Origin of the sequence: Pantoea agglomerans (genome assembly GCF_020149765.1) — a bacterium.
Taxonomy (GTDB): Bacteria; Pseudomonadota; Gammaproteobacteria; order Enterobacterales; family Enterobacteriaceae; genus Pantoea; species Pantoea alvi.
Window position 1 is genome coordinate 750,708 of sequence record NZ_CP083809.1, and the last position, 19,226, is coordinate 769,933.

At 60.8% G+C, this 19,226-nt stretch carries 18 protein-coding genes; 12 read left to right on the forward strand and 6 right to left on the reverse strand.

Annotated elements, in window-relative coordinates:
- Window positions 1-3: 3 nt before the first annotated feature.
- The 3 genes from gcvH (at window position 4) to LB453_RS06105 (ending at window position 4,157) form a co-directional block, all read left to right on the forward strand.
- Window positions 4-390: a glycine cleavage system protein GcvH gene (gcvH, locus tag LB453_RS06095; protein ID WP_103794772.1), complete on the forward strand. Its 387-nt coding sequence runs from the start codon at window positions 4-6 to the stop codon at window positions 388-390.
- 82 nt (window positions 391-472) lie between these two features.
- Window positions 473-3,346 (forward strand): aminomethyl-transferring glycine dehydrogenase, encoded by a 2,874-nt coding sequence (gene gcvP / locus LB453_RS06100; RefSeq protein WP_103794773.1) that lies wholly within the window; start codon window positions 473-475, stop codon window positions 3,344-3,346.
- A 58-nt stretch (window positions 3,347-3,404) separates the two neighbouring features.
- Window positions 3,405-4,157: an SDR family oxidoreductase gene (locus LB453_RS06105; protein ID WP_103794774.1), complete on the forward strand. Its 753-nt coding sequence runs from the start codon at window positions 3,405-3,407 to the stop codon at window positions 4,155-4,157.
- A gap of 38 nt (window positions 4,158-4,195) precedes the next feature.
- Here the strand turns inward: LB453_RS06105 and LB453_RS06110 are convergent, their stop codons facing one another.
- Both LB453_RS06110 and LB453_RS06115 read right to left on the reverse strand, forming a co-directional pair.
- Complete coding sequence (locus tag LB453_RS06110) at window positions 4,196-5,635, reverse strand: 6-phospho-beta-glucosidase (protein ID WP_103794775.1); 1,440 nt, start codon at window positions 5,633-5,635, stop codon at window positions 4,196-4,198.
- A gap of 113 nt (window positions 5,636-5,748) precedes the next feature.
- A complete protein-coding gene (locus tag LB453_RS06115; RefSeq protein WP_103794776.1) occupies window positions 5,749-6,468 on the reverse strand; it encodes a MurR/RpiR family transcriptional regulator in 720 nt (239 codons plus the stop codon).
- A gap of 170 nt (window positions 6,469-6,638) precedes the next feature.
- Between LB453_RS06115 and trhA the strand changes: the two genes are divergently transcribed.
- Window positions 6,639-7,289, forward strand: a complete 651-nt coding sequence (trhA, locus tag LB453_RS06120; protein WP_103794777.1) for a PAQR family membrane homeostasis protein TrhA — start codon at window positions 6,639-6,641, stop codon at window positions 7,287-7,289.
- 33 nt (window positions 7,290-7,322) lie between these two features.
- On the opposite strand, the gene ygfZ is transcribed toward trhA, so the two are convergent.
- Window positions 7,323-8,306, reverse strand: a complete 984-nt coding sequence (gene ygfZ / locus LB453_RS06125) for a tRNA-modifying protein YgfZ (RefSeq protein WP_103794778.1) — start codon at window positions 8,304-8,306, stop codon at window positions 7,323-7,325.
- Window positions 8,307-8,522: 216 nt separating this feature from the next.
- Between ygfZ and sdhE the strand changes: the two genes are divergently transcribed.
- Together sdhE and LB453_RS06135 are read left to right on the forward strand one after the other, a co-directional pair.
- Complete coding sequence (gene sdhE, locus LB453_RS06130; RefSeq protein ID WP_103794779.1) at window positions 8,523-8,789, forward strand: FAD assembly factor SdhE; 267 nt, start codon at window positions 8,523-8,525, stop codon at window positions 8,787-8,789.
- The gene (locus LB453_RS06135) at window positions 8,764-9,177 is read left to right on the forward strand and encodes a protein YgfX (protein ID WP_103794780.1); all 414 of its coding nucleotides are present in this window, start codon (window positions 8,764-8,766) and stop codon (window positions 9,175-9,177) included. Before sdhE ends, LB453_RS06135 begins: the two co-directional genes overlap by 26 nt.
- Window positions 9,178-9,290: 113 nt before the next feature.
- Here the strand turns inward: LB453_RS06135 and fldB are convergent, their stop codons facing one another.
- Window positions 9,291-9,809, reverse strand: a complete 519-nt coding sequence (fldB, locus tag LB453_RS06140) for a flavodoxin FldB (RefSeq protein ID WP_103794781.1) — start codon at window positions 9,807-9,809, stop codon at window positions 9,291-9,293.
- A gap of 68 nt (window positions 9,810-9,877) precedes the next feature.
- Between fldB and xerD the strand changes: the two genes are divergently transcribed.
- The 5 genes from xerD (at window position 9,878) to lysS (ending at window position 16,034) form a co-directional block, all read left to right on the forward strand.
- A complete protein-coding gene (gene xerD / locus LB453_RS06145; protein WP_374044266.1) occupies window positions 9,878-10,804 on the forward strand; it encodes a site-specific tyrosine recombinase XerD in 927 nt (308 codons plus the stop codon).
- A gap of 21 nt (window positions 10,805-10,825) precedes the next feature.
- Window positions 10,826-11,536 carry a bifunctional protein-disulfide isomerase/oxidoreductase DsbC gene (gene dsbC / locus LB453_RS06150; protein WP_103794782.1) on the forward strand — a complete coding sequence of 237 codons (711 nt, stop codon included), beginning with the start codon at window positions 10,826-10,828 and terminating at the stop codon, window positions 11,534-11,536.
- A gap of 6 nt (window positions 11,537-11,542) precedes the next feature.
- A complete protein-coding gene (gene recJ, locus LB453_RS06155; RefSeq protein ID WP_103794862.1) occupies window positions 11,543-13,276 on the forward strand; it encodes a single-stranded-DNA-specific exonuclease RecJ in 1,734 nt (577 codons plus the stop codon).
- A 129-nt stretch (window positions 13,277-13,405) separates the two neighbouring features.
- Window positions 13,406-14,504 (forward strand): peptide chain release factor 2 gene (gene prfB, locus LB453_RS06160; protein ID WP_103794783.1). Its coding sequence is split into 2 segments (ribosomal slippage): window positions 13,406-13,480 and window positions 13,482-14,504, totalling 1,098 coding nucleotides; the frame shifts between segments, so codons are not numbered across the junction.
- 9 nt (window positions 14,505-14,513) lie between these two features.
- Window positions 14,514-16,034, forward strand: a complete 1,521-nt coding sequence (gene lysS / locus LB453_RS06165; protein WP_103794784.1) for a lysine--tRNA ligase — start codon at window positions 14,514-14,516, stop codon at window positions 16,032-16,034.
- A gap of 118 nt (window positions 16,035-16,152) precedes the next feature.
- Here the strand turns inward: lysS and LB453_RS06170 are convergent, their stop codons facing one another.
- On the reverse strand, window positions 16,153-16,779 hold the full coding sequence (locus tag LB453_RS06170) for a hypothetical protein (protein ID WP_103794785.1): 627 nt from the start codon (window positions 16,777-16,779) through the stop codon (window positions 16,153-16,155).
- Between the two features lie 355 nt (window positions 16,780-17,134).
- On the opposite strand from LB453_RS06170, the gene LB453_RS06175 reads away from it, so the two are divergent.
- The gene (locus LB453_RS06175) at window positions 17,135-18,298 is read left to right on the forward strand and encodes an MFS transporter (RefSeq protein WP_103794786.1); all 1,164 of its coding nucleotides are present in this window, start codon (window positions 17,135-17,137) and stop codon (window positions 18,296-18,298) included.
- Here the strand turns inward: LB453_RS06175 and LB453_RS06180 are convergent.
- Window positions 18,295-19,215, reverse strand: a complete 921-nt coding sequence (locus LB453_RS06180; protein WP_103794863.1) for a LysR family transcriptional regulator — start codon at window positions 19,213-19,215, stop codon at window positions 18,295-18,297. The two genes, LB453_RS06175 and LB453_RS06180, sit on opposite strands and share 4 nt — an antisense overlap.
- Between the last annotated feature and the right edge of the window lie 11 nt (window positions 19,216-19,226).

The following is a 19,226-nucleotide window of genomic DNA, read 5'->3' on the forward strand; positions in this document are numbered from 1 at the left end:
GCGATGAGCAATGTGCCAAACGAATTGAAATACCGTGACAGCCATGAGTGGGTGCGTAAGGAAGCGGACGGCACCTTTACCGTCGGCATCACCGAGCACGCTCAGGAGCTGCTGGGCGACATGGTCTTTGTCGATCTGCCGGAGGTCGGCAACAGCTACGCCGCTGGCGAAGAGTGTGCCGTCGCGGAATCGGTCAAAGCCGCGTCCGATATTTATGCCCCCGTCAGCGGCGAGATCGTCGCCGTTAATGACGCGCTGGGCGACGCGCCAGAGCTGGTCAACAGCGAGCCCTACGCCGCTGGCTGGCTGTTCAAAATCAAACCCAGCGACGAATCCGAACTCGATTCGCTGCTGGATGCGGACGCCTACAAAGCCTCCATCGACGAATAAGCAACAGGGCGGCCAGGCCTCGCTGGCCGCTTTTCATCCCTTGCTTTCTCTGTACTCCAGCCCGATTCAGGATTGACTGCAAATGACCCAGACTTTGAGCCAGCTCGAACACAACGGCGCCTTTATTGAACGCCATATCGGCCCTTCGCCGGAACAACAGGCTTTGATGCTGGAGGCGATCGGCGCCAGCTCGCTGGACGCGCTGATCGGCGCCATTGTGCCTGCCGACATCCAGCTGCCTGGCCCGCCCGCAGTCGGCGACGCGGCGACCGAGCAGCAGGCGCTGGCCGAGCTTAAAGCGATCGCCAGTCAGAATCAGCGTTTTAAATCCTGGATCGGCATGGGCTACAGTGCGGTGGTCACGCCGCCGGTGATCCTGCGCAATATGCTGGAAAACCCGGGCTGGTACACCGCCTATACCCCCTATCAGCCGGAAGTGTCGCAGGGCCGCCTGGAGGCGCTGCTTAACTTTCAGCAGGTGACGCTCGATTTAACCGGTCTGGACGTCGCCTCCGCCTCGCTGCTGGATGAAGCCACGGCGGCAGCGGAAGCGATGGCGATGGCGAAGCGCGTCAGCAAGCTTAAAAACGCCGGTAAATTCTTTATCGCGGACGATATCCATCCGCAAACGCTGGACGTGGTGCGCACCCGCGCCGAGACCTTTGGCTTCGAGCTGATTATCGACCGCGCCGACAAAGCGCTGGAGCACGAAGAGCTGTTCGGCGTGCTGCTGCAGCAGGTTGGCACCACCGGTGAAGCGCACGACTACGGCGCGCTGATCGCCGAGCTGAAAAACCGCAAAGTCGTGGTCAGCGTCGCGGCGGACTTTATGGCGCTGGTGATGCTGGAAGCGCCCGGCAAGCAGGGCGCAGATATCGTGTTTGGATCGGCGCAGCGCTTCGGCGTGCCGATGGGCTACGGCGGGCCGCACGCCGCCTTTTTCGCCAGCCGCGACGAGCACAAGCGCTCAATGCCGGGCCGCATTATCGGCGTGTCGCGCGACGCCGCGGGCAATACCGCGCTGCGCATGGCGATGCAGACGCGCGAGCAGCATATCCGCCGTGAAAAGGCGAACTCGAACATCTGTACCTCACAGGTGCTGCTTGCCAATATCGCTGGCCTCTACGCGGTTTACCACGGTCCGAAAGGGCTGAAGCGCATCGCCTCCCGCATCCATCGTCTCACCACCATTCTGGCAACCGGGCTGCAAAACGGCGGGCTGAAGCTGCGCCACAACAGCTGGTTCGACACCCTGACGGTCGAGGTTGAGGACAAAGGCGCGGTGCTCAGCCGCGCGCAGAGCTTCGGCGTTAACCTGCGCAGCGATATTCATCACGCGGTCGGCATCACGCTGGACGAAACCACGCGCCGTGAAGATGTGCAGGCGCTGTTCGCCATTTTGCTGGGCGATGAGCACGGCCAGGATATCGATAAGCTGGACGCCGCCGTCGCGGCCGACAGCCAGGCGATCCCCGCCGCGCTGCAGCGCCAGAGCGCCATCCTGACCCATCCGGTCTTCAACCGTTATCACAGTGAAACGGAGATGATGCGCTACATGCACAGCCTGGAGAAAAAGGATCTGGCGCTGAACCAGGCGATGATCCCGCTCGGCTCCTGCACCATGAAGCTGAACGCCGCCGCTGAGATGATCCCCATCACCTGGCCGGAGTTCGCCGAACTGCATCCGTTCTGCCCGGCGGAGCAGGCCACGGGCTATCTGCAGATGATCGGCCAGCTGTCGCAGTGGCTGGTGCAGCTCACCGGCTATGACGCGCTCTGCATGCAGCCAAACTCCGGCGCGCAGGGCGAATACGCTGGCCTGCTGGCGATCCGTCGCTATCACGAAAGCCGCAACGAAGGGACGCGCAACCTCTGCCTGATCCCCAGCTCCGCGCACGGCACTAACCCCGCTTCAGCACAGATGGCGGGTATGGAAGTGGTGGTGGTGGCCTGCGACAAGCAGGGTAATATCGACCTCGGTGACCTGCGCGAAAAAGCGGCGCAGGCTGGCGAGCAGCTCTCCTGCATTATGGTGACCTATCCCTCAACGCACGGCGTCTATGAAGAGACCATCCGTGAAGTGTGCCAGATCGTGCATCAGTATGGCGGTCAGGTTTATCTCGACGGCGCCAATATGAACGCCCAGGTAGGCATTACCACGCCGGGCTATATCGGCGCGGACGTGTCGCACCTCAACCTGCATAAAACCTTCTGCATCCCGCACGGCGGCGGCGGCCCGGGCATGGGGCCGATCGGCGTGAAGGCGCACCTGGCGCCCTTTGTGCCGGGCCACAGCGTGGTGCAGATCGAGGAGATGCTGACGCAGCAGGGGGCGGTATCGGCGGCGCCGTTTGGCAGCGCCTCTATCCTGCCGATTAGCTGGATGTATATTCGCATGATGGGGGCCGAAGGTCTGAAGCGTGCCAGTCAGGTCGCGATTCTTAACGCCAACTATATCGCCAGCCGTTTGCAGTCAGCCTATCCTGTTCTCTATGCCGGCCGCGACGGCCGCGTGGCGCATGAGTGCATTCTCGACATTCGCCCGCTGAAAGAGCAGACCGGCATCAGCGAGCTGGATATCGCCAAGCGTCTTATCGATTACGGTTTTCATGCGCCGACCATGTCGTTCCCGGTCGCCGGCACCCTGATGGTGGAGCCGACCGAATCTGAGAGCAAAATCGAGCTGGATCGCTTTATCGACGCGATGCTCTCTATCCGCATGGAGATTGACCGGGTAGCCGACGGCGAATGGCCGGCGGACGATAACCCGCTGGTGAACGCGCCGCATACCCAGACCGAAATCGTCAGCGAGTGGAATCACCCCTACAGCCGCGAGCTGGCGGTTTTCCCGGCAGGCAGCGACAATAAATACTGGCCGACGGTGAAGCGCCTCGACGACGTGTTCGGCGATCGCAACCTGTTCTGCTCCTGCGTGCCGATGAGCGATTATCAGTAAACGCCACGCAACACTGCTATCAAGGGCCGCTTATCCGGCCCTTTTTTATGGAGAAAATATGAGACTGGCTCTGGTGACCGGCGGAAGCCGGGGAATTGGCCGCGCGACGGCGCTAAAGCTGGCGCAGCAGGGCTACCGCGTGGCGGTCAACTATCTGAAGCGCGCGGAAGAGGCGCAGCAGGTGGTAGCGCAGATCCGCGAGCAGGGCGGCGACGCCTTTGCCGTACAGGCGGATATCGCAGAGGAGGCGCAGGTAATGGCGCTGTTTCAGCGGCTGGACGCGGAGGCGATACCGCTCGGCGTGCTGGTCAACAACGCGGGCATCCTCTTTACGCAGTGTCGGGTTGAGGATCTCAGCGCCGAACGGCTGCAGCGCGTCTTTGCCACCAACGTGACCGGCGCCTTTCTCTGCTGTCGCGAAGCGGTAAAGCGCATGGGCACGCAGCACGGCGGCCTGGGCGGATCGATTATTAACGTCTCCTCCGCCGCGTCGCGTCTTGGCGCGCCGGGAGAATATGTCGACTATGCGGCGTCGAAAGGGGCGATGGATTCGCTGACAAAAGGGTTATCGCTGGAGGTGGCGGCGCAGGGCATCCGCGTCAACAGCGTCAGGCCCGGCTTTATCTATACCGAGATGCACGCCGACGGCGGCGAGCCGGGACGCGTCGATCGCGTGGCGGCCACGGCAGGCATTATCCCGATGGGGCGCGGCGGAGAGGCGGAAGAGGTTGCCGAAGCGATTGTCTGGCTGGCGAGCGAGGCGGCTTCCTATATTACCGGCACCTTTATCGACGTCGCCGGCGGCCGCTGACCGCCAGGCCGCGCCCGTCCGGCGCAGCCTGGCGAGAATCAGAGGGTTTCGCCGTTGCTGGCGATCACCTGCTGATACCAGCCGAAGCTCTTCTTGCGCGAGCGGGCGAAATCGCCGCTGCCGTCGTCGTTTTTATTGACGTGGATAAAGCCGTAGCGCTTATCGTACTGGCCGGTGGTGAACGAGACGCAGTCGAGGCAGCCCCACGGCGTATAGCCCATCAGCTCGACGCCGTCATGCGCCACCGCTTTTTTCATCTCGGCGATATGCGCGCGCAGGTAGTCGATGCGGTAGTCATCCTCAATCACGCCGTTCTCATTCGCTTTATCGATAGCGCCAAAGCCGTTTTCGACAATAAACAGCGGCTTCTGATAACGCTCGTAGAGCACGTTCAGCGCATAGCGCAGCCCGGTCGGATCGATCTGCCAGCCCCAGTCGGAGGCGCCGACGTGCGGATTTTTTACCACGCCGTCAAAGCCGGTAATGGGATCGTCAACGCCGCTGGCGTCGTGTTTTACCGCGTTGCTCATATAGTAGCTAAAGCCGACATAATCGGTGCAGCCGTTGCGCAGCGTCTCGGCGTCATCCGCTTCCATCTGGATTTGATAGCCTTTGCGCGCCCACTCTTTCAGGGTGTAGGCCGGCCAGGCGCCGCGCATCTGCACGTCGCTAAAGACATAGCGCTGATGCATCGCCTCCTGCGCCAGCATCACGTCGTCAGGATGGCAGGAGTACGGATAAATTGGCACCATGGCGATCATGCAGCCGATCTGGAAATCGGGATTGATGGCGTGGCCAAGGCTGACCACTTTTGCGCTGGCGACAAACTGGTGATGCATCACCTGGTACATCACCTCTTCCGGCTTCTCGTGCTCGGTAAACACCACGCCGGAGCAGCAGTAGCCAAACAACGGATACTGCCAGTTGCGCTGGTTATTGATCTCGTTAAAGGTCATCCAGTATTTCACTTTATGCTGATAGCGACGCATTACCACCTCGCTAAAGCGCACAAAGAAATCCACCACTTTGCGGCTGCGCCAGCCGCCATACTCTTTCACCAGATGAAAAGGCATCTCGAAGTGGGAGAGGGTGATAACCGGCTCGATGCCATATTTAAGCAGTTCGTCGAACAGGTCATCGTAAAACTGCAGGCCCGCCTCGTTCGGCGTCTGCTCGTCGCCATTGGGGAAGATGCGCGTCCAGGCGATAGAGGTACGAAAACACTTAAAGCCCATCTCGGCAAACAGCGCAACATCCTCTTTATAGCGCGAGTAAAACTCCACGCCCTGATGGTTGGGATAGTGGTTGCCCGGCTGCACGCCGTCGGTGATAACGCGGCTGACGCCGTGTGAGCCGCCGGTCAGCACGTCGGCGATGCTGACGCCTTTGCCGCCCTGGTCCCAACCGCCCTCGACCTGATGCGCCGCCACCGCGCCGCCCCATAAAAAGTGTTGCGGAAAGCCTGATTCGTTATGCATACGTCCCTCTCAGCGAAATAAATCTTGCCGCGAGTGTAGCAAAGCAAAAAAGGAAGTCACGCTATAACACCGGCGCGCTGAGGTAATATGTTACGCCGGTAAAACAGCCTGTTTTATTTATTCAGCAGGCGGCCAATAGCTTCGAGAATATACATGACCGGCACCTGCGTGGTGATATCGCAGTTGTCGCTCAGGCGAATTACCGGCACATGGTAAGCCAGGGTGAAATCGCTCATTTTCGCCAGCGAGCTGCTCTCGGAGTGGGTGATTGCCAGGGTCTGACAGTGCCGCAGGCTGAACTGGCTGGCAAGGCGCAATATTTCCGGCGTCTCGCCGGAGACGGAAAGCAGTATCGCCAGCGTATTTTCATCCAGATTTCCGCTTACCGGATAATAGGGATCGTCGATATAGTGGCTAAATTTTCCGACGTTAGAGAAAAAGCGCGCGCCATATTTCGCCAGGCTGCCCGACGTGCCTGCGCCAATAAAGAAAATCTGTTCGGCGCGATTAATCATCTCCGCCGCACGGGAAATAAGCTCGCTGAATTCGTCGTTATTAATGCTTTTGAAAAAGCTCAGCATTTCGCTGACGCCGACGTTGGCCTGCGCGGGCTGCGCCTGCTGCTGCGCCAGCCGGAAACGAATGCGAAATTCCGACCAGCCGTCGCACTGCATCTTGCGGCAGAAACGCAGCACGGTGGTGGTGGAAACGCCCGCCCGTTCCGCCAGCTCGCGGATGGTCATATAGCTGACGCTTTCCGGGTGCTTGATAATGTAGTGATAAACCTGCATCTCAAGGTCATTCAGGCTGGCAAGGTCGTGATGAGAGAACATCTGCGGGCGCGCTCATAGAAAATGGATCTGCGCGCAGTGTATCAGATTTGCGCTGCGCGGACGGTAACACCCACTCACAGATTAATTTTAGCGTACAAGTGTACTCTCAAAATTTTCCGAGTATGCTGGTGGTCAGAAAATCCACACATCACGTTCAGGAACGCGCCATAATGAATAATCGCTTAGCCGTCCAGGGCTACTCGCTTGCTGAAGAGATCGCCAACAGCATTAGCCACGGTCTCGGCTGCCTGTTCGGTATAGTCGGTCTGGTGCTGCTGCTGGTACAGGCGACTGAAGCCGGTGCCAACGCCATTGCCATCACCAGCTACAGCCTCTATGGCGGCAGCATGATCCTGCTGTTTCTCGCCTCGACGCTCTATCACGCCATTCCTCAGCAGCGCGCCAAACGCTGGCTGAAAAAGCTCGATCACTGCGCCATCTATCTGCTGATCGCCGGCACCTACACCCCTTTTCTGCTGGTGGGGCTAAAGTCGCCGCTGGCGCATGGGCTGATGGTGGTCATCTGGGGGATGGCGCTGGCGGGCATTATCTTTAAGCTCACCATCGCGCACCGCTTCAAGGCGCTGTCGCTGGTGACCTATCTTTGTATGGGCTGGCTGTCGCTGGTGGTGATCTACCAGCTGGCGCTGACGCTCTTGCCGGGCGGCATCTGGCTGCTGGCGCTGGGCGGTATTATCTATTCGCTCGGTGTTATTTTCTATGTGGCGCGGCGCATACCTTATAACCACGCTATCTGGCACGCCTTTGTGCTGGGCGGCAGCGCCTGCCACTTCTGTGCTATCTACTTTTACGTGATGTAACTCGCCGCGGCGGAAGAGGGCCGCGGCCAGACGCTACTCCTCCAGCGAATAGGGCAGCGGCTGAATCAGCAGCCGTCCGCCTTCGTCGCCCTCTACGCGCAGCACGCTCTCTGGTTCCAGATCGTTATTCATTACCACCTGTACCCACACCTCGCCATCGTCAAGCTGAACGGCGGCCAGTACCGTACCGGTTCGACGCCAGCGCTCGCCCATCTGCAGCTCCAGCGAATCGTTCGCCGCAGGCACCCGGCTCGCCTGCCCGGCCAGCCAGTACAGCGCACGCTTGTTGGCGCCGCGGAATTTAGCGCGCGCCACCATCTCCTGGCCGGTATAGCAGCCTTTTTTAAAGCTGATGGCGTCGAGCGCCTGCAGGTTAGCGGCCTGCGGGATCAGCTGCGCCGCGGTCGCCGGCTCGATCACCGGGATGCCCGCTTCAATATCGAGCGCCAGCCACTGCGCGCTGTCGTTGAGCTGCGCGTCGCCGGCCAGCTTCTGCTGCAGCGCCTGAGCCTGCTCGCGCGTGGTCACGATCAGAAAGCGCTCCGCGGGCGTAGGGAACCACAGCAGCGTGCTCTCCGCCTGCTGCACCACCGGATGGTCGCTGTCCGGCAGGGCGTCAAACAGGCTGGTAAGCGCTGCGCGCGCCTGAAAGCCGGCGACGCCAAGCAGCACCGCGTCATCATCCGGCGCCAGCGTTACTTTCGAAAACACCGCATATTTTTTCAGTTCCGCCAGCTGCGTGTCGCGCAGTTCGCGGCGCACCAGATAGGCGTAACCTTCGCCGCGATGGAACAGGCGCAGATTGCTCCACATTTTGCCCTTAGCGTCGCAGTGCGCCGCCGGGCGATGCTGATCCGCGCCCAGCGCGGCGACGTCCAGGGTAAGCTGGCCTTGCAGATAAGAGGTGCTGTCGGCGCCCTGCACCGATACCAGCGCCCAGCCGTCCAGCGACATCAGGGTTAACGGCAGGCGAGAGGCGGCCACGGGCTGGCGCGGCGGTAAGCTGAAAATAGGCATTGGCTGTCCTGATTAAAAGGTGAGTCCTGAACACAATGTTAAAAGAGCGCACTGGCTTTGCAACCGGTTTACCGAATCAGGCGCACAAATCGCGAGTCGGTTTGCTCACGACGGGCGGTGGCGTGCGGCGTATCGCACAGCACCGCAACGCGCCTCGGCAGGCGTGATAAAACCAGGTTACACTAGCCGCACTCTCTGAACCGCGGAAAAACACATATGGATATTCATGACAAATCGCGCATTCACTGGGCCTGCCGTCGCGGCATGCTGGAGCTGGATGTCGCCATCATGCCCTTCTTTAAATATGAATATGACAGCCTCAACGACACCGACAAACAGGCGTTTGTCGCGCTGCTCAAGGCGGACGACCCCGATCTCTTTAACTGGATGATGAATCACGGTGAACCGGCCGATCCGGAGCTGAAGCGCATTGTGCAGCTGATCCAGCAGCGCAACCGTGAACGCGGCCCCGTGGCAATGTAAGCTGCGGCCGTCGCGGCTGGCGCGCCTGCTGCACGGCGTGCTGGCGTCAGGTGCGCTGCTGATTGTGGCAGCTGCGCCGCTGCCCGCCTTTTTCTGGCTGATAAAACTCCCGCTTTTGCTGCTGATGCTGCGCGAGTGTCGGCAGCAGCAGTGCCGTCTGGCGCAGCGGCGCGGAATGCTACAGCATAAAAGTGATGACAGCTGGCGCTGGCAGGGCGGGCGCTGGCGCATCGCCGGGCCGATTCGCTGGCTACCGGGCGCGGCGCTGCTGGTGTTGCGTAGTGAGAAGGGGCGGACGCTCAGACTGTGGCTGCTGCAGGATATGATGCCGGACGCCCGGTGGCGAGCGCTCCGCGCCCGCTTACTCGGCCGCGCGGCTAACGGGTAAGCTGGCCGCTACGGCAGTGCGGCTAAAACCGGTAAGCTGGCCGCTATGGCAGCGCGGCTAAAACCGGTAAGCTGGCCGCTACATCAGCGCGGCTAAAACTCGTAAGCCGGTGGCTACAGCAGCGCGGCGGTCTCGGTCAGGATCTGCTCGCACCACTGTTCGATGCGCTCATCGGTGACGTCAAACTGATTCACATCGTCCAGCGCCAGGCCGACGAACTGCGTGCCGTCGGCGCTAAGCGGCCTCGGGCTGGTAAATTCATAACCGTCTACCGGCCAGTAACCGACGAATTTTACCCCCATCGGCTGCAGCAGCTCATGCAGCATGCCGAGCGCGTCGAGAAACCATTCGCCATAGCCAAGCTGATCGCCCATGCCGTAGAGCGCGACGATTTTACCGCGCAGATTAAGCGTCGGCAGCTGCGGCCAGATCGCTTCCCAGTCCTCCTGCAGCTCGCCGAAATCCCAGGTCGGAATGCCTAAAATCAGCAGGTCGTACTGCTCCATCAGCAGCGGATCGTCATCTTTCACGTTGTGCAGCGCGACCAGTTCAGCACCAATAAAGTCGCGGATTTTCTCTGCGGCCATTTCGGTATAGCAGGTACTTGAGCCGTAAAAAAGACCAATTTTCATGCAGATAATGCCCGGATTAAGACTGACTTTGGCGCAATTGTATCAGAAGCAGGGCGGAATCAGGCATAATGAGCACGATTTCACCTCAAGGCGGGGATACCGTGCAAGACAGTGACCTGACAGAACAGTTTCTGGATGCGCTCTGGATTGAACGCAATCTGGCGCAAAATACCTTGTCCTCATACCGTCAGGACTTAAAAACGCTGACCGACTGGCTGAGCCATCACGGGCTGACGCTGCTGACGCTGCAAACGGCAGATTTGCAGCAGTTTCTCGCCGAACGGCTGGAAGGCGGCTATAAAGCCAGCAGTTCGGCGCGGCTGCTCAGCGCCATGCGCCGCATCTTTCAGTATCTCTACCGCGAAAAGCTGCGCAGCGACGATCCCAGCACGCTGCTTTCCGCGCCGAAGCTGCCCCAGCGGCTGCCGAAAGACCTCAGTGAGGCGCAGGTGGAACGGCTGCTGCAGGCGCCCAGCACCGAGATTCCGCTGGAGCTGCGCGACAAGGCGATGCTGGAGCTGCTCTACGCCACCGGGCTGCGCGTCTCTGAACTGGTCGGGCTGACCATGAGCGACGTCAGCCTGCGTCAGGGGGTGGTGCGCGTTATCGGTAAAGGCAACAAAGAGCGGCTGGTACCGCTGGGCGAAGAGGCCGTTTACTGGCTGGAGCACTACCTTGAACATGGCCGCCCCTGGCTGCTTAACGGCCAGACGCTGGACGTGCTGTTTCCCAGCAGCCGGGCGCAGCAGATGACGCGCCAGACTTTCTGGCACCGCATCAAGCACTACGCCGTGCTGGCGGGCATTGACAGCGAAAAGCTGTCGCCGCACGTGCTGCGGCACGCCTTCGCCACCCATTTGTTGAACCACGGCGCTGACCTGCGTGTCGTACAGATGTTGCTGGGACACAGCGATCTCTCGACCACGCAAATTTATACGCACGTCGCTACCGAGCGGCTGCGTCAGTTGCATCAACAGCATCATCCGCGCGCCTGACGCGGACATTAAGGAAAGAAGATGAAGAAATTTCTCCTGCTGGCCCTGTTGGCTGGCGCCTTCAGCAGCGTGGCACAGGCCGATGACGGCGCGATCCTGCAGTCGCTGAAAAAGCTGGGTCTGAAGCAAACGGAAATCGTACCGTCACCGCTGCCGGGATTTAAAACCGTGCTGACGGAAAGCGGCGTAATTTACGTCACCGAAGATGGCAAGCATATGATCCAGGGGCCGCTCTACGACGTTAGCGGCGCGCAGCCGGTGAACGTCACCAATCAGCTGCTCGACAAAAAGGTCGAGGCGCTGGCGCCGCAGATGATTGTCTATAAGGCGGCAAAAGAGCAGCACGTTATTACCGTTTTCACCGACATCACCTGCGGCTACTGCCGCAAGCTGCATGAGCAGATGGCTGACTACAATGCGCTGGGCATTACGGTGCGCTATCTCGCCTTCCCGCGTGAAGGGCTGCACGGCCAGGTGGAAAACAGCATGAAGGCGATCTGGTGCGCCGCCGATCGCAACAAAGCGTTCGACGAAGCGATGAAGGGCAACGCGCCGCAGATGGGCGCGCCGGACAGCTGCAAGATCGACCTCGACCAGCACTACAAGCTGGGCATTCTCTACGGCATTCAGGGCACCCCGGCGATCCTGACCGACTCCGGCATGATGATTCCGGGCTATCAGGGGCCGCAGGAGCTGAAGCAGGTGTTGGATCAGCAGAAGCGCGGTGGCTAATTGGCGGTGATTAAATCAGTAGAACTGCGGCGGCGCGAGATCGGCGTCGAGGACCAGCTTCCGGCAGATCTGCCGCCGCTGCTTAAACGACTCTATCTGCAGCGCGGCGTGCGTAGCGCGGCTGAGCTGGAGCGCGGCGCGAAGCATCTGCTGCCTTTCACCTCGCTGAGCGGGCTGGATGCGGCGGTGGAGCTGCTGCATCAGGCGCTGCTCGACGGACGCCGCATTATGGTGGTTGGCGATTTCGACGCCGACGGCGCCACCAGCACCGCGCTGACGGTGCTGGCGCTGCGCAGCATGGGCGGCCACAACGTACAGTATCTGGTGCCTAACCGCTTTGACGACGGCTACGGCCTGAGTCCGGAAGTGGTCGAGCAGGCGCGCGCGCGCGGCGCGCAGCTGATCCTGACGGTGGATAACGGTATCTCATCCCACAGCGGCGTCGCCTGCGCCCATCAGCACGGCATTCCGGTGCTGGTCACCGATCACCATCTGCCCGGCGAAACCCTGCCTGAGGCGGAGGCGATAGTGAACCCCAACCTGCGCGACTGCGCGTTTCCGTCGCGTGCGCTGGCGGGGGTCGGCGTCGCCTTTTACCTGATGATGGCGCTGCGCGCGCACCTGCGTAAGCTGGGCTGGTTTGGCGCCACGCGCGCGGAGCCAAATCTGGCGGAGCTGCTCGATCTGGTGGCGCTCGGCACCGTCGCCGACGTAGTGCCGCTCGACGTCAACAACCGCATTCTGGTGTGGCAGGGGCTGAGCCGCATTCGCGCCGGGAAATGCCGTCCCGGTATTCGCGCGCTGCTGGAGATCGCCAACCGCGACGCGCGCCAGCTGGTGGCGAGCGATCTTGGCTTCGCCCTCGGCCCGCGCCTGAATGCGGCGGGACGGCTCGACGATATGTCAGTGGGCGTGGCGCTGCTGCTTACCGACGATATTACCCAGGCGCGCATGCTGGCTAATGAGCTTGATGCGCTCAATCAGACGCGCAAAGAGATTGAGCAGGGCATGCAGAGCGAGGCGCTGGCGCTCTGCCAGACGCTGGAGCGTCAGCAGACCGAGCTGCCGCTGGGGCTGGCGTTTTACCATCCCGAGTGGCATCAGGGCGTGGTCGGTATTCTCGCCTCGCGGCTGAAAGAGCGCTTTTACCGCCCGGTTATCGCTTTTGCGCCGGCGGGCGACGGCACCCTAAAAGGCTCCGGACGATCGATTCCCGGCCTGCACCTGCGCGACGCGCTGGAGCGGCTCGATACGCTCTATCCCGGCATGATGCTGAAGTTCGGCGGCCACGCCATGGCGGCGGGCCTGTCGCTGGAGGAGGCGCAGTTTGAGGCGTTCCGCCAGCGCTTCGCCGACCTGCTGGGCGAGTGGCTGAGCGAAGAGTCGCTGCAGAGCGTGATCTGGTCAGACGGCGCGCTGCAGCCGGGCGAGTTCAGCTTGCAGACCGCCGAGCTGCTGCGTGAGGCGGGCCCCTGGGGACAGGCGTTTCCCGAGCCCGCCTTCGACGGCAAATTCAAGCTGCTGCAGCAGCGTCTGGTCGGCGAACGGCATCTGAAGATGATGCTGGAGCCGCTCGGCGGCGGGCCGCTGATTGACGGCATCGCCTTTAACGTCGACACCACCCTCTGGCCCGACAACAGCGTGCGTCAGGTAGAGCTGGCCTTTAAGCTCGATATCAACGAATACCGCGGCAATCGCTCGGTGCAGCTGATTATCGATCACCTCTGGCCGCTGAGTTAACGCGCCTTTATGGCGGATCGGCTGCCGATCCGCCGCCGCTGGCGCGCGACTGAAACCCTACAATCTCACCGCTATTTCAGTTAGACTGCGGGGTTTCCATCCCGACATTCAGCGAAAAGACCCGAAGCCATGTTTGAAATTAATCCGGTTAAAAACCGCATCCAGGACCTCACCGAGCGCAGCGCCGTTCTTAGGGGGTATCTTTGACTACGATGCTAAGAAAGAACGCCTCGAAGAAGTAAACGCCGAACTGGAGCAGCCAGACGTCTGGAACGAGCCTGAACGCGCTCAGGCGCTGGGCAAAGAGCGCTCGTCGCTGGAAGCGATAGTGAGCACGCTCGATCAGATGCAGCAGGGCCTGGAAGATGTGGAAGGGCTGCTGGAGCTGGCGGTGGAAGCGGACGACGAAGAGACCTTTAACGAAGCCGTTGCCGAACTCGACACGCTGGAGAGCAAGCTGGGTGAGCTGGAGTTCCGCCGTATGTTCTCCGGCGAATATGACAGCGCCGACTGCTATATCGATCTGCAGGCCGGTTCCGGCGGCACCGAAGCGCAGGACTGGGCCAGCATGCTGCTGCGCATGTATCTGCGCTGGGCCGAATCCAAAGGCTTTAAAACCGAAATCATCGAAGAATCAGAAGGCGAAGTGGCCGGTCTGAAATCCGCCACCGTGCGCATTTCCGGCGACTACGCTTTTGGCTGGCTGCGCACCGAAACCGGCGTGCATCGCCTGGTGCGCAAGAGTCCGTTCGACTCCGGCGGCCGCCGCCACACCTCATTCAGCTCTGCGTTTGTCTATCCGGAAGTGGATGACGATATCGATATCGACATCAACCCGGCGGATTTGCGCATTGACGTCTACCGCGCGTCGGGCGCGGGCGGTCAGCACGTTAACCGTACGGAATCCGCGGTGCGTATCACCCATATTCCGACCGGCACGGTGACCCAGTGTCAGAACGACCGCTCTCAGCATAAAAACAAAGATCAGGCGATGAAGCAGATGAAGGCGAAGCTGTACGAGCTTGAGATGCAAAAGAAAAATGCTGAGAAGCAGGCGCTGGAAGATAACAAGTCCGACATCGGCTGGGGCAGCCAGATCCGCTCCTATGTGCTGGACGACTCTCGCATTAAAGATCTGCGCACCGGCGTTGAAACCCGCAACACGCAGGCGGTGCTGGATGGCGATCTTGACCGTTTTATTGAAGCAAGCTTAAAAGCAGGGCTATAAGGAACCGACATGTCTGAACAACAACCGCAGAGCGCTGATGCCGCCCTTGAGTTAAATAACGAACTGAAAGCGCGTCGCGAAAAACTCAGCGCGCTGCGTGAAAACGGCGTGGCGTTTCCTAACGATTTTCGCCGTGACGCCACCTCGGACGTGCTGCACGCGCAGTATGACGAGAAGAGCAACGAAGAGCTGGAAGATCTCGGCATCGAGGTCAGCGTCGCCGGTCGTATGATGACCCGCCGCATTATGGGCAAGGCGTCGTTTGTTACCCTGCAGGACGTGGGCGGCCGCATTCAGCTCTACGTGGCGCGCGACGATCTGGCGGAAGGCCTCTATAACGAGCAGTTCAAGAAGTGGGATCTCGGCGATATCCTCGGCGCGCGCGGCAAGCTGTTCAAAACCAAAACCGGCGAGCTGTCGATTCACTGCCACGAGCTGCGTCTGCTGACCAAAGCGCTGCGTCCGCTGCCGGACAAGTTCCACGGCCTGGCCGATCAGGAAACCCGCTACCGTCAGCGCTATCTGGACCTTATCGCCAACGACGAGTCGCGCAACACCTTTAAAATTCGTTCGCAGATCATGGCCGGCATTCGCCAGTTCATGGTCGGCCGCGACTTTATGGAAGTTGAAACCCCGATGATGCAGGTGATCCCAGGCGGCGCCTCCGCGCGTCCCTTTATCACCCATCACAACGCGCTCGATATCGATATGTACCTGCGTATCGCGCCGGAACTTTACCTGAAGCGTCTGGTGGTGGGCGGTTTCGATCGCGTCTTCGAAATCAACCGTAACTTCCGCAACGAAGGCATCTCGCCGCGCCATAACCCTGAGTTCACCATGATGGAACTCTATATGGCCTATGCGGATTACAAAGATCTGATCGAACTGACCGAAAGCCTGTTCCGCACGCTGGCGCAAGATGTTCTCGGCACCACCAGGGTGCCTTACGGCGACCAGGAGTTCGATTTCGGCAAGCCGTTTGAGAAGCTGACCATGCGCGAAGCGATCAAAAAGTACCGCCCGGAAACCGATCTGGCGGATCTGGATGATTTCGATAAAGCGGTGGCGATCGCCAGTGCTATCGGCATCAAGGTCGAGAAGAGCTGGGGCCTGGGCCGCGTAGTCACGGAGATTTTCGAAGAGACGGCGGAAGCGCACCTGATTCAGCCGACCTTCATTACCGAGTACCCGGCAGAGGTGTCGCCGCTGGCGCGCCGCAACGACGAGAACCCGGAAATTACCGATCGCTTTGAGTTCTTTATCGGCGGCCGCGAAATCGGCAACGGCTTCTCCGAGCTGAACGATGCGGAAGATCAGGCGGAGCGTTTCCAGCAGCAGGTTAACGCAAAAGATGCAGGCGACGACGAAGCGATGTTCTACGACGAAGATTACGTGACGGCGCTGGAGCACGGTCTGCCGCCGACGGCGGGTCTGGGCATCGGCATCGACCGTATGGTTATGCTGTTCACCAACAGCCATACCATTCGCGACGTGATCCTCTTCCCGGCGCTGCGCCCGACCGCGAAGTAAAAGCACGCCAACCTTCTGGCCCTTTTAGCAGCGCATAAGCTTAAAACGCGGCTGGCCCTGCCAGCCGCGTGAGCCTCAGACCAGCAGCCATCAGGGCCGGATTTTCCGGCCTTTTTCTTTAAGACTTCACCACGCCGTTCAGCCAGGCCTCGAAACGCGCATAGGGCACGTAGAGCGCAACATCGCGGTAGAGGGTTTTCCCGCTCAGGTTATCATCAATACGGCTGCTGTAGCCGACGATCACCCCCGCCAGGGTATCGTCTGAGGCGTTATAGACCGCACCGCCCGACATCCCTTTCACCACGCCCGCACTGGCCGCCACCACCACGCACTCCGCCTTGTTCCAGCTGTTCGCCAGCGAGGTATTGATCAGGTTCTGCCCGCTGGAGCTGACCGGCATCGCGCTGATAAAGCTATAGCCGTAAAGATTGACCCTGTCGCCGATGTGGCTGTTACGAAAGCGCGGCGGCAAATGGGTCCCGGCATTCTTGTGGTAGACCACAGCGAGATCGCACTCTGGATGCCAGGCCTTAACGCGATAAAGCGAAAATTTGGCGACGTGCGCGGCGGTCAGGCTGTACTCCGCCGTCAGCGGGATGGTGGTGCCCAGCGTCCCCAGGCCAAGCGCGGTGGGAATGCCGGTATAGGTCATATCGACGCGCTTTTGCGCTTCGCTGCTGTACTCATAGTGGCCGACGGAGCAGCCGCTGAGACAGAGCGCCGTCAGGGCGATTAGCCGTTGCATATTCTCTCCCCGCATAAGAATGGCTTTACATTACCGGATAACGCATCTGGTGTATCGGCAACTTGCGCCATTCCTTTACCTGATTGAATCCAGAAGAAAAACGCGCCTTTGCGCCGCGCGCCTCGCCTCTGTTATTCAGCGTAGCGCGAAAAAAGGCGAGGTATTGTTAAGATTCCGTCACGCGTCCGGCGCCTTATTGTTGCGCCAGCGGCAAAAGATCCTTGCCGCACGCAGGGTATATGCAGGCTGACGGCTATGATTTAATACTCAGTGTGACGAAGTTCAAATATTTATAATCGTCCGCGCCCGGCGTCCGCTGCGGCGTTCACCTGCATATCGATTGGGAGAGTGTGTTATGCCTGTTGCTTTACTGGCGCTGGCGCTGAGTGCGTTTGCGATTGGAACCACCGAGTTCGTCATTATGGGCCTGCTGCCCGAGGTGGCGGGCGATCTGCGGGTCTCGATCCCGTCGGCTGGCTGGCTGATCAGCGGCTATGCGCTGGGCGTCGCCATCGGCGCGCCGATTATGGCGCTGTTGACCGCCAGGCTGCCGCGTAAAAAGACGCTTATCCTGCTGATGAGCATCTTTATTATCGGCAACGCCCTCTGCGCGCTCGCCTACACCTACAACCTGCTGATGATGGCTCGCGTGATTACCGCACTCTGTCACGGCGCCTTCTTCGGCATCGGCGCGGTGGTGGCGTCGAGCCTGGTGGCCCCGAGCCGTCAGGCGTCGGCGGTGGCGCTGATGTTCACCGGCCTGACGCTGGCGAACGTGCTGGGCGTGCCGCTCGGCACCTGGTTTGGTCAGCTGTTCGGCTGGCGCGCCACCTTCTGGGGCGTCGCTATTATCGGCGTGCTCGCCTTTATCGCGCTGATTGTCAGCCTGCCCACCAATAAAGAAGAGAAGCCGGTGCATCTGGCAAGCGAAATCAGCGCGCTGGCCAACGGTAAACTGTGGCTTTCGCTGCTGATGACGGTCTTCTTTGCCGCGGCGATGTTTGCGCTGTTCAGCTATATTGCGCCGCTGCTGCTGCAGGTAACCGGCATCAGCGCGCGCGGCGTCAGCTGGACGCTGTTCCTGATCGGCGCCGGTCTGACCGTGGGCAATATTCTCGGCGGCAAGCTGGCGGACTGGAAAGTCTCCTTTAGCCTGATTTTAAGCTTCTCGCTGATCGCCATCTTCTCGCTGCTGTTTAGCTGGACCAGCCATGCGCTGTGGCTGGCGGAGGTGACGCTGTTCCTGTGGGCAATGGCGACCTTCGCCACCGTACCTGGCCTGCAGATCAACGTGGTGCGCCACGGCAAAGAGGCGCCGAATCTGGTGTCGACCCTGAATATCTCCGCTTTTAACGTCGGCAACGCGCTGGGCGCGTGGGTCGGCGGCGCGGTGATCGGTCACGGCTACGGCCTGACCGCCGTGCCGGTGGCCGCCGCCGCGCTGGCGGCGGTTGGTCTGGTCATCTGCCTGATCACCTTCCGCAAAGCGGGCGGCAACGCCGCCGCGGTGCGCGCTTAAGCGAGCCGTTCGGCGATGCGTTGAGGAAAGTCGGCCACCTGCGCCTGCAGGTGGCCGACAAAGGCCGCCACCAGCGCCGACGCGGGGCGGTGCAGCGGCCGCACCAGGCTGACGGTAAAGGGCACCGCGACGCTGAACCTGCGCATCACCACGCCGCTGTCGGCATAGTCGAGCGCCGTCAGCGGATTCACCACCGAAATTCCCACCCCCGCGCGCACCATGGCGCAGACCGACGCCGCGCTGTGCGTCTCCAGCGCCAGCCGGCGCTCCACGCCATTCTCATGAAACAGCGTATCCAGCAGCTGGCGATAGCTGTCGGCGCGCGACAGGCTGACATAGTTCTCACCGGCGAAATCCTGCGGCGTCAGTACCGCGCGCGCGCAGAGCGGATGCCCCTGCGGCAGCACGCACACCTCGTCGCAGGTCAGCAGCGGCAGCCGCTCCGTGCCGGCGGGCGCATGCTGGGTTTCCGTCAGGCCGAGATCGTAGCGCTGAGCCGACAGCCACTCCTCCAGCAGCGGCGACTCCTGCGGGATAATATTCAGGCTGACGTCGGGATAGCGCTGCATAAAGGGCTGCACCAGCGGCGGCAGCAGCGACTGCGAAAAGACCGGCAGGCAGGCGATAGACAGTTCGCCCTGACGAAACTGACGCAGCCCGTCAGCCGCTTCCATAATGCGATCCAGCCCGTACCAGGAGCGCTGCACCTCTTCGAACAGGCGCAGTCCCTGCACCGTGGGCTGTAGCCGACCGCGCACGCGGCTAAACAGCGTTAATCCCAGCTGCTTCTCCAGCCGCGCCAGCTCGCGGCTGACGGTGGGCTGGGAGGTGTTCAGCAGCGCGGCGGCCTGCGTCAGATTGCCGCTGGTCATTACCGCCTGGAAAATCTCTATATGTCGCCAGTTTATTTTCGCCATGGTCAGCCATA

Coding starts and splice junctions, on each gene's coding strand:
- gcvH (WP_103794772.1), top strand. CDS start 4: ATGAGCAATGTGCCAAACGAATTGAAATACCGTGACAGCCATGAGTGG.
- gcvP (WP_103794773.1), top strand. CDS start 473: ATGACCCAGACTTTGAGCCAGCTCGAACACAACGGCGCCTTTATTGAA.
- LB453_RS06105 (WP_103794774.1), top strand. CDS start 3,405: ATGAGACTGGCTCTGGTGACCGGCGGAAGCCGGGGAATTGGCCGCGCG.
- LB453_RS06110 (WP_103794775.1), bottom strand. CDS start 5,635: ATGCATAACGAATCAGGCTTTCCGCAACACTTTTTATGGGGCGGCGCG.
- LB453_RS06115 (WP_103794776.1), bottom strand. CDS start 6,468: ATGTTCTCTCATCACGACCTTGCCAGCCTGAATGACCTTGAGATGCAG.
- trhA (WP_103794777.1), top strand. CDS start 6,639: ATGAATAATCGCTTAGCCGTCCAGGGCTACTCGCTTGCTGAAGAGATC.
- ygfZ (WP_103794778.1), bottom strand. CDS start 8,306: ATGCCTATTTTCAGCTTACCGCCGCGCCAGCCCGTGGCCGCCTCTCGC.
- sdhE (WP_103794779.1), top strand. CDS start 8,523: ATGGATATTCATGACAAATCGCGCATTCACTGGGCCTGCCGTCGCGGC.
- fldB (WP_103794781.1), bottom strand. CDS start 9,809: ATGAAAATTGGTCTTTTTTACGGCTCAAGTACCTGCTATACCGAAATG.
- xerD (WP_374044266.1), top strand. CDS start 9,878: ATGAGCACGATTTCACCTCAAGGCGGGGATACCGTGCAAGACAGTGAC.
- dsbC (WP_103794782.1), top strand. CDS start 10,826: ATGAAGAAATTTCTCCTGCTGGCCCTGTTGGCTGGCGCCTTCAGCAGC.
- lysS (WP_103794784.1), top strand. CDS start 14,514: ATGTCTGAACAACAACCGCAGAGCGCTGATGCCGCCCTTGAGTTAAAT.
- LB453_RS06170 (WP_103794785.1), bottom strand. CDS start 16,779: ATGCAACGGCTAATCGCCCTGACGGCGCTCTGTCTCAGCGGCTGCTCC.
- LB453_RS06175 (WP_103794786.1), top strand. CDS start 17,135: ATGCCTGTTGCTTTACTGGCGCTGGCGCTGAGTGCGTTTGCGATTGGA.
- LB453_RS06180 (WP_103794863.1), bottom strand. CDS start 19,215: ATGGCGAAAATAAACTGGCGACATATAGAGATTTTCCAGGCGGTAATG.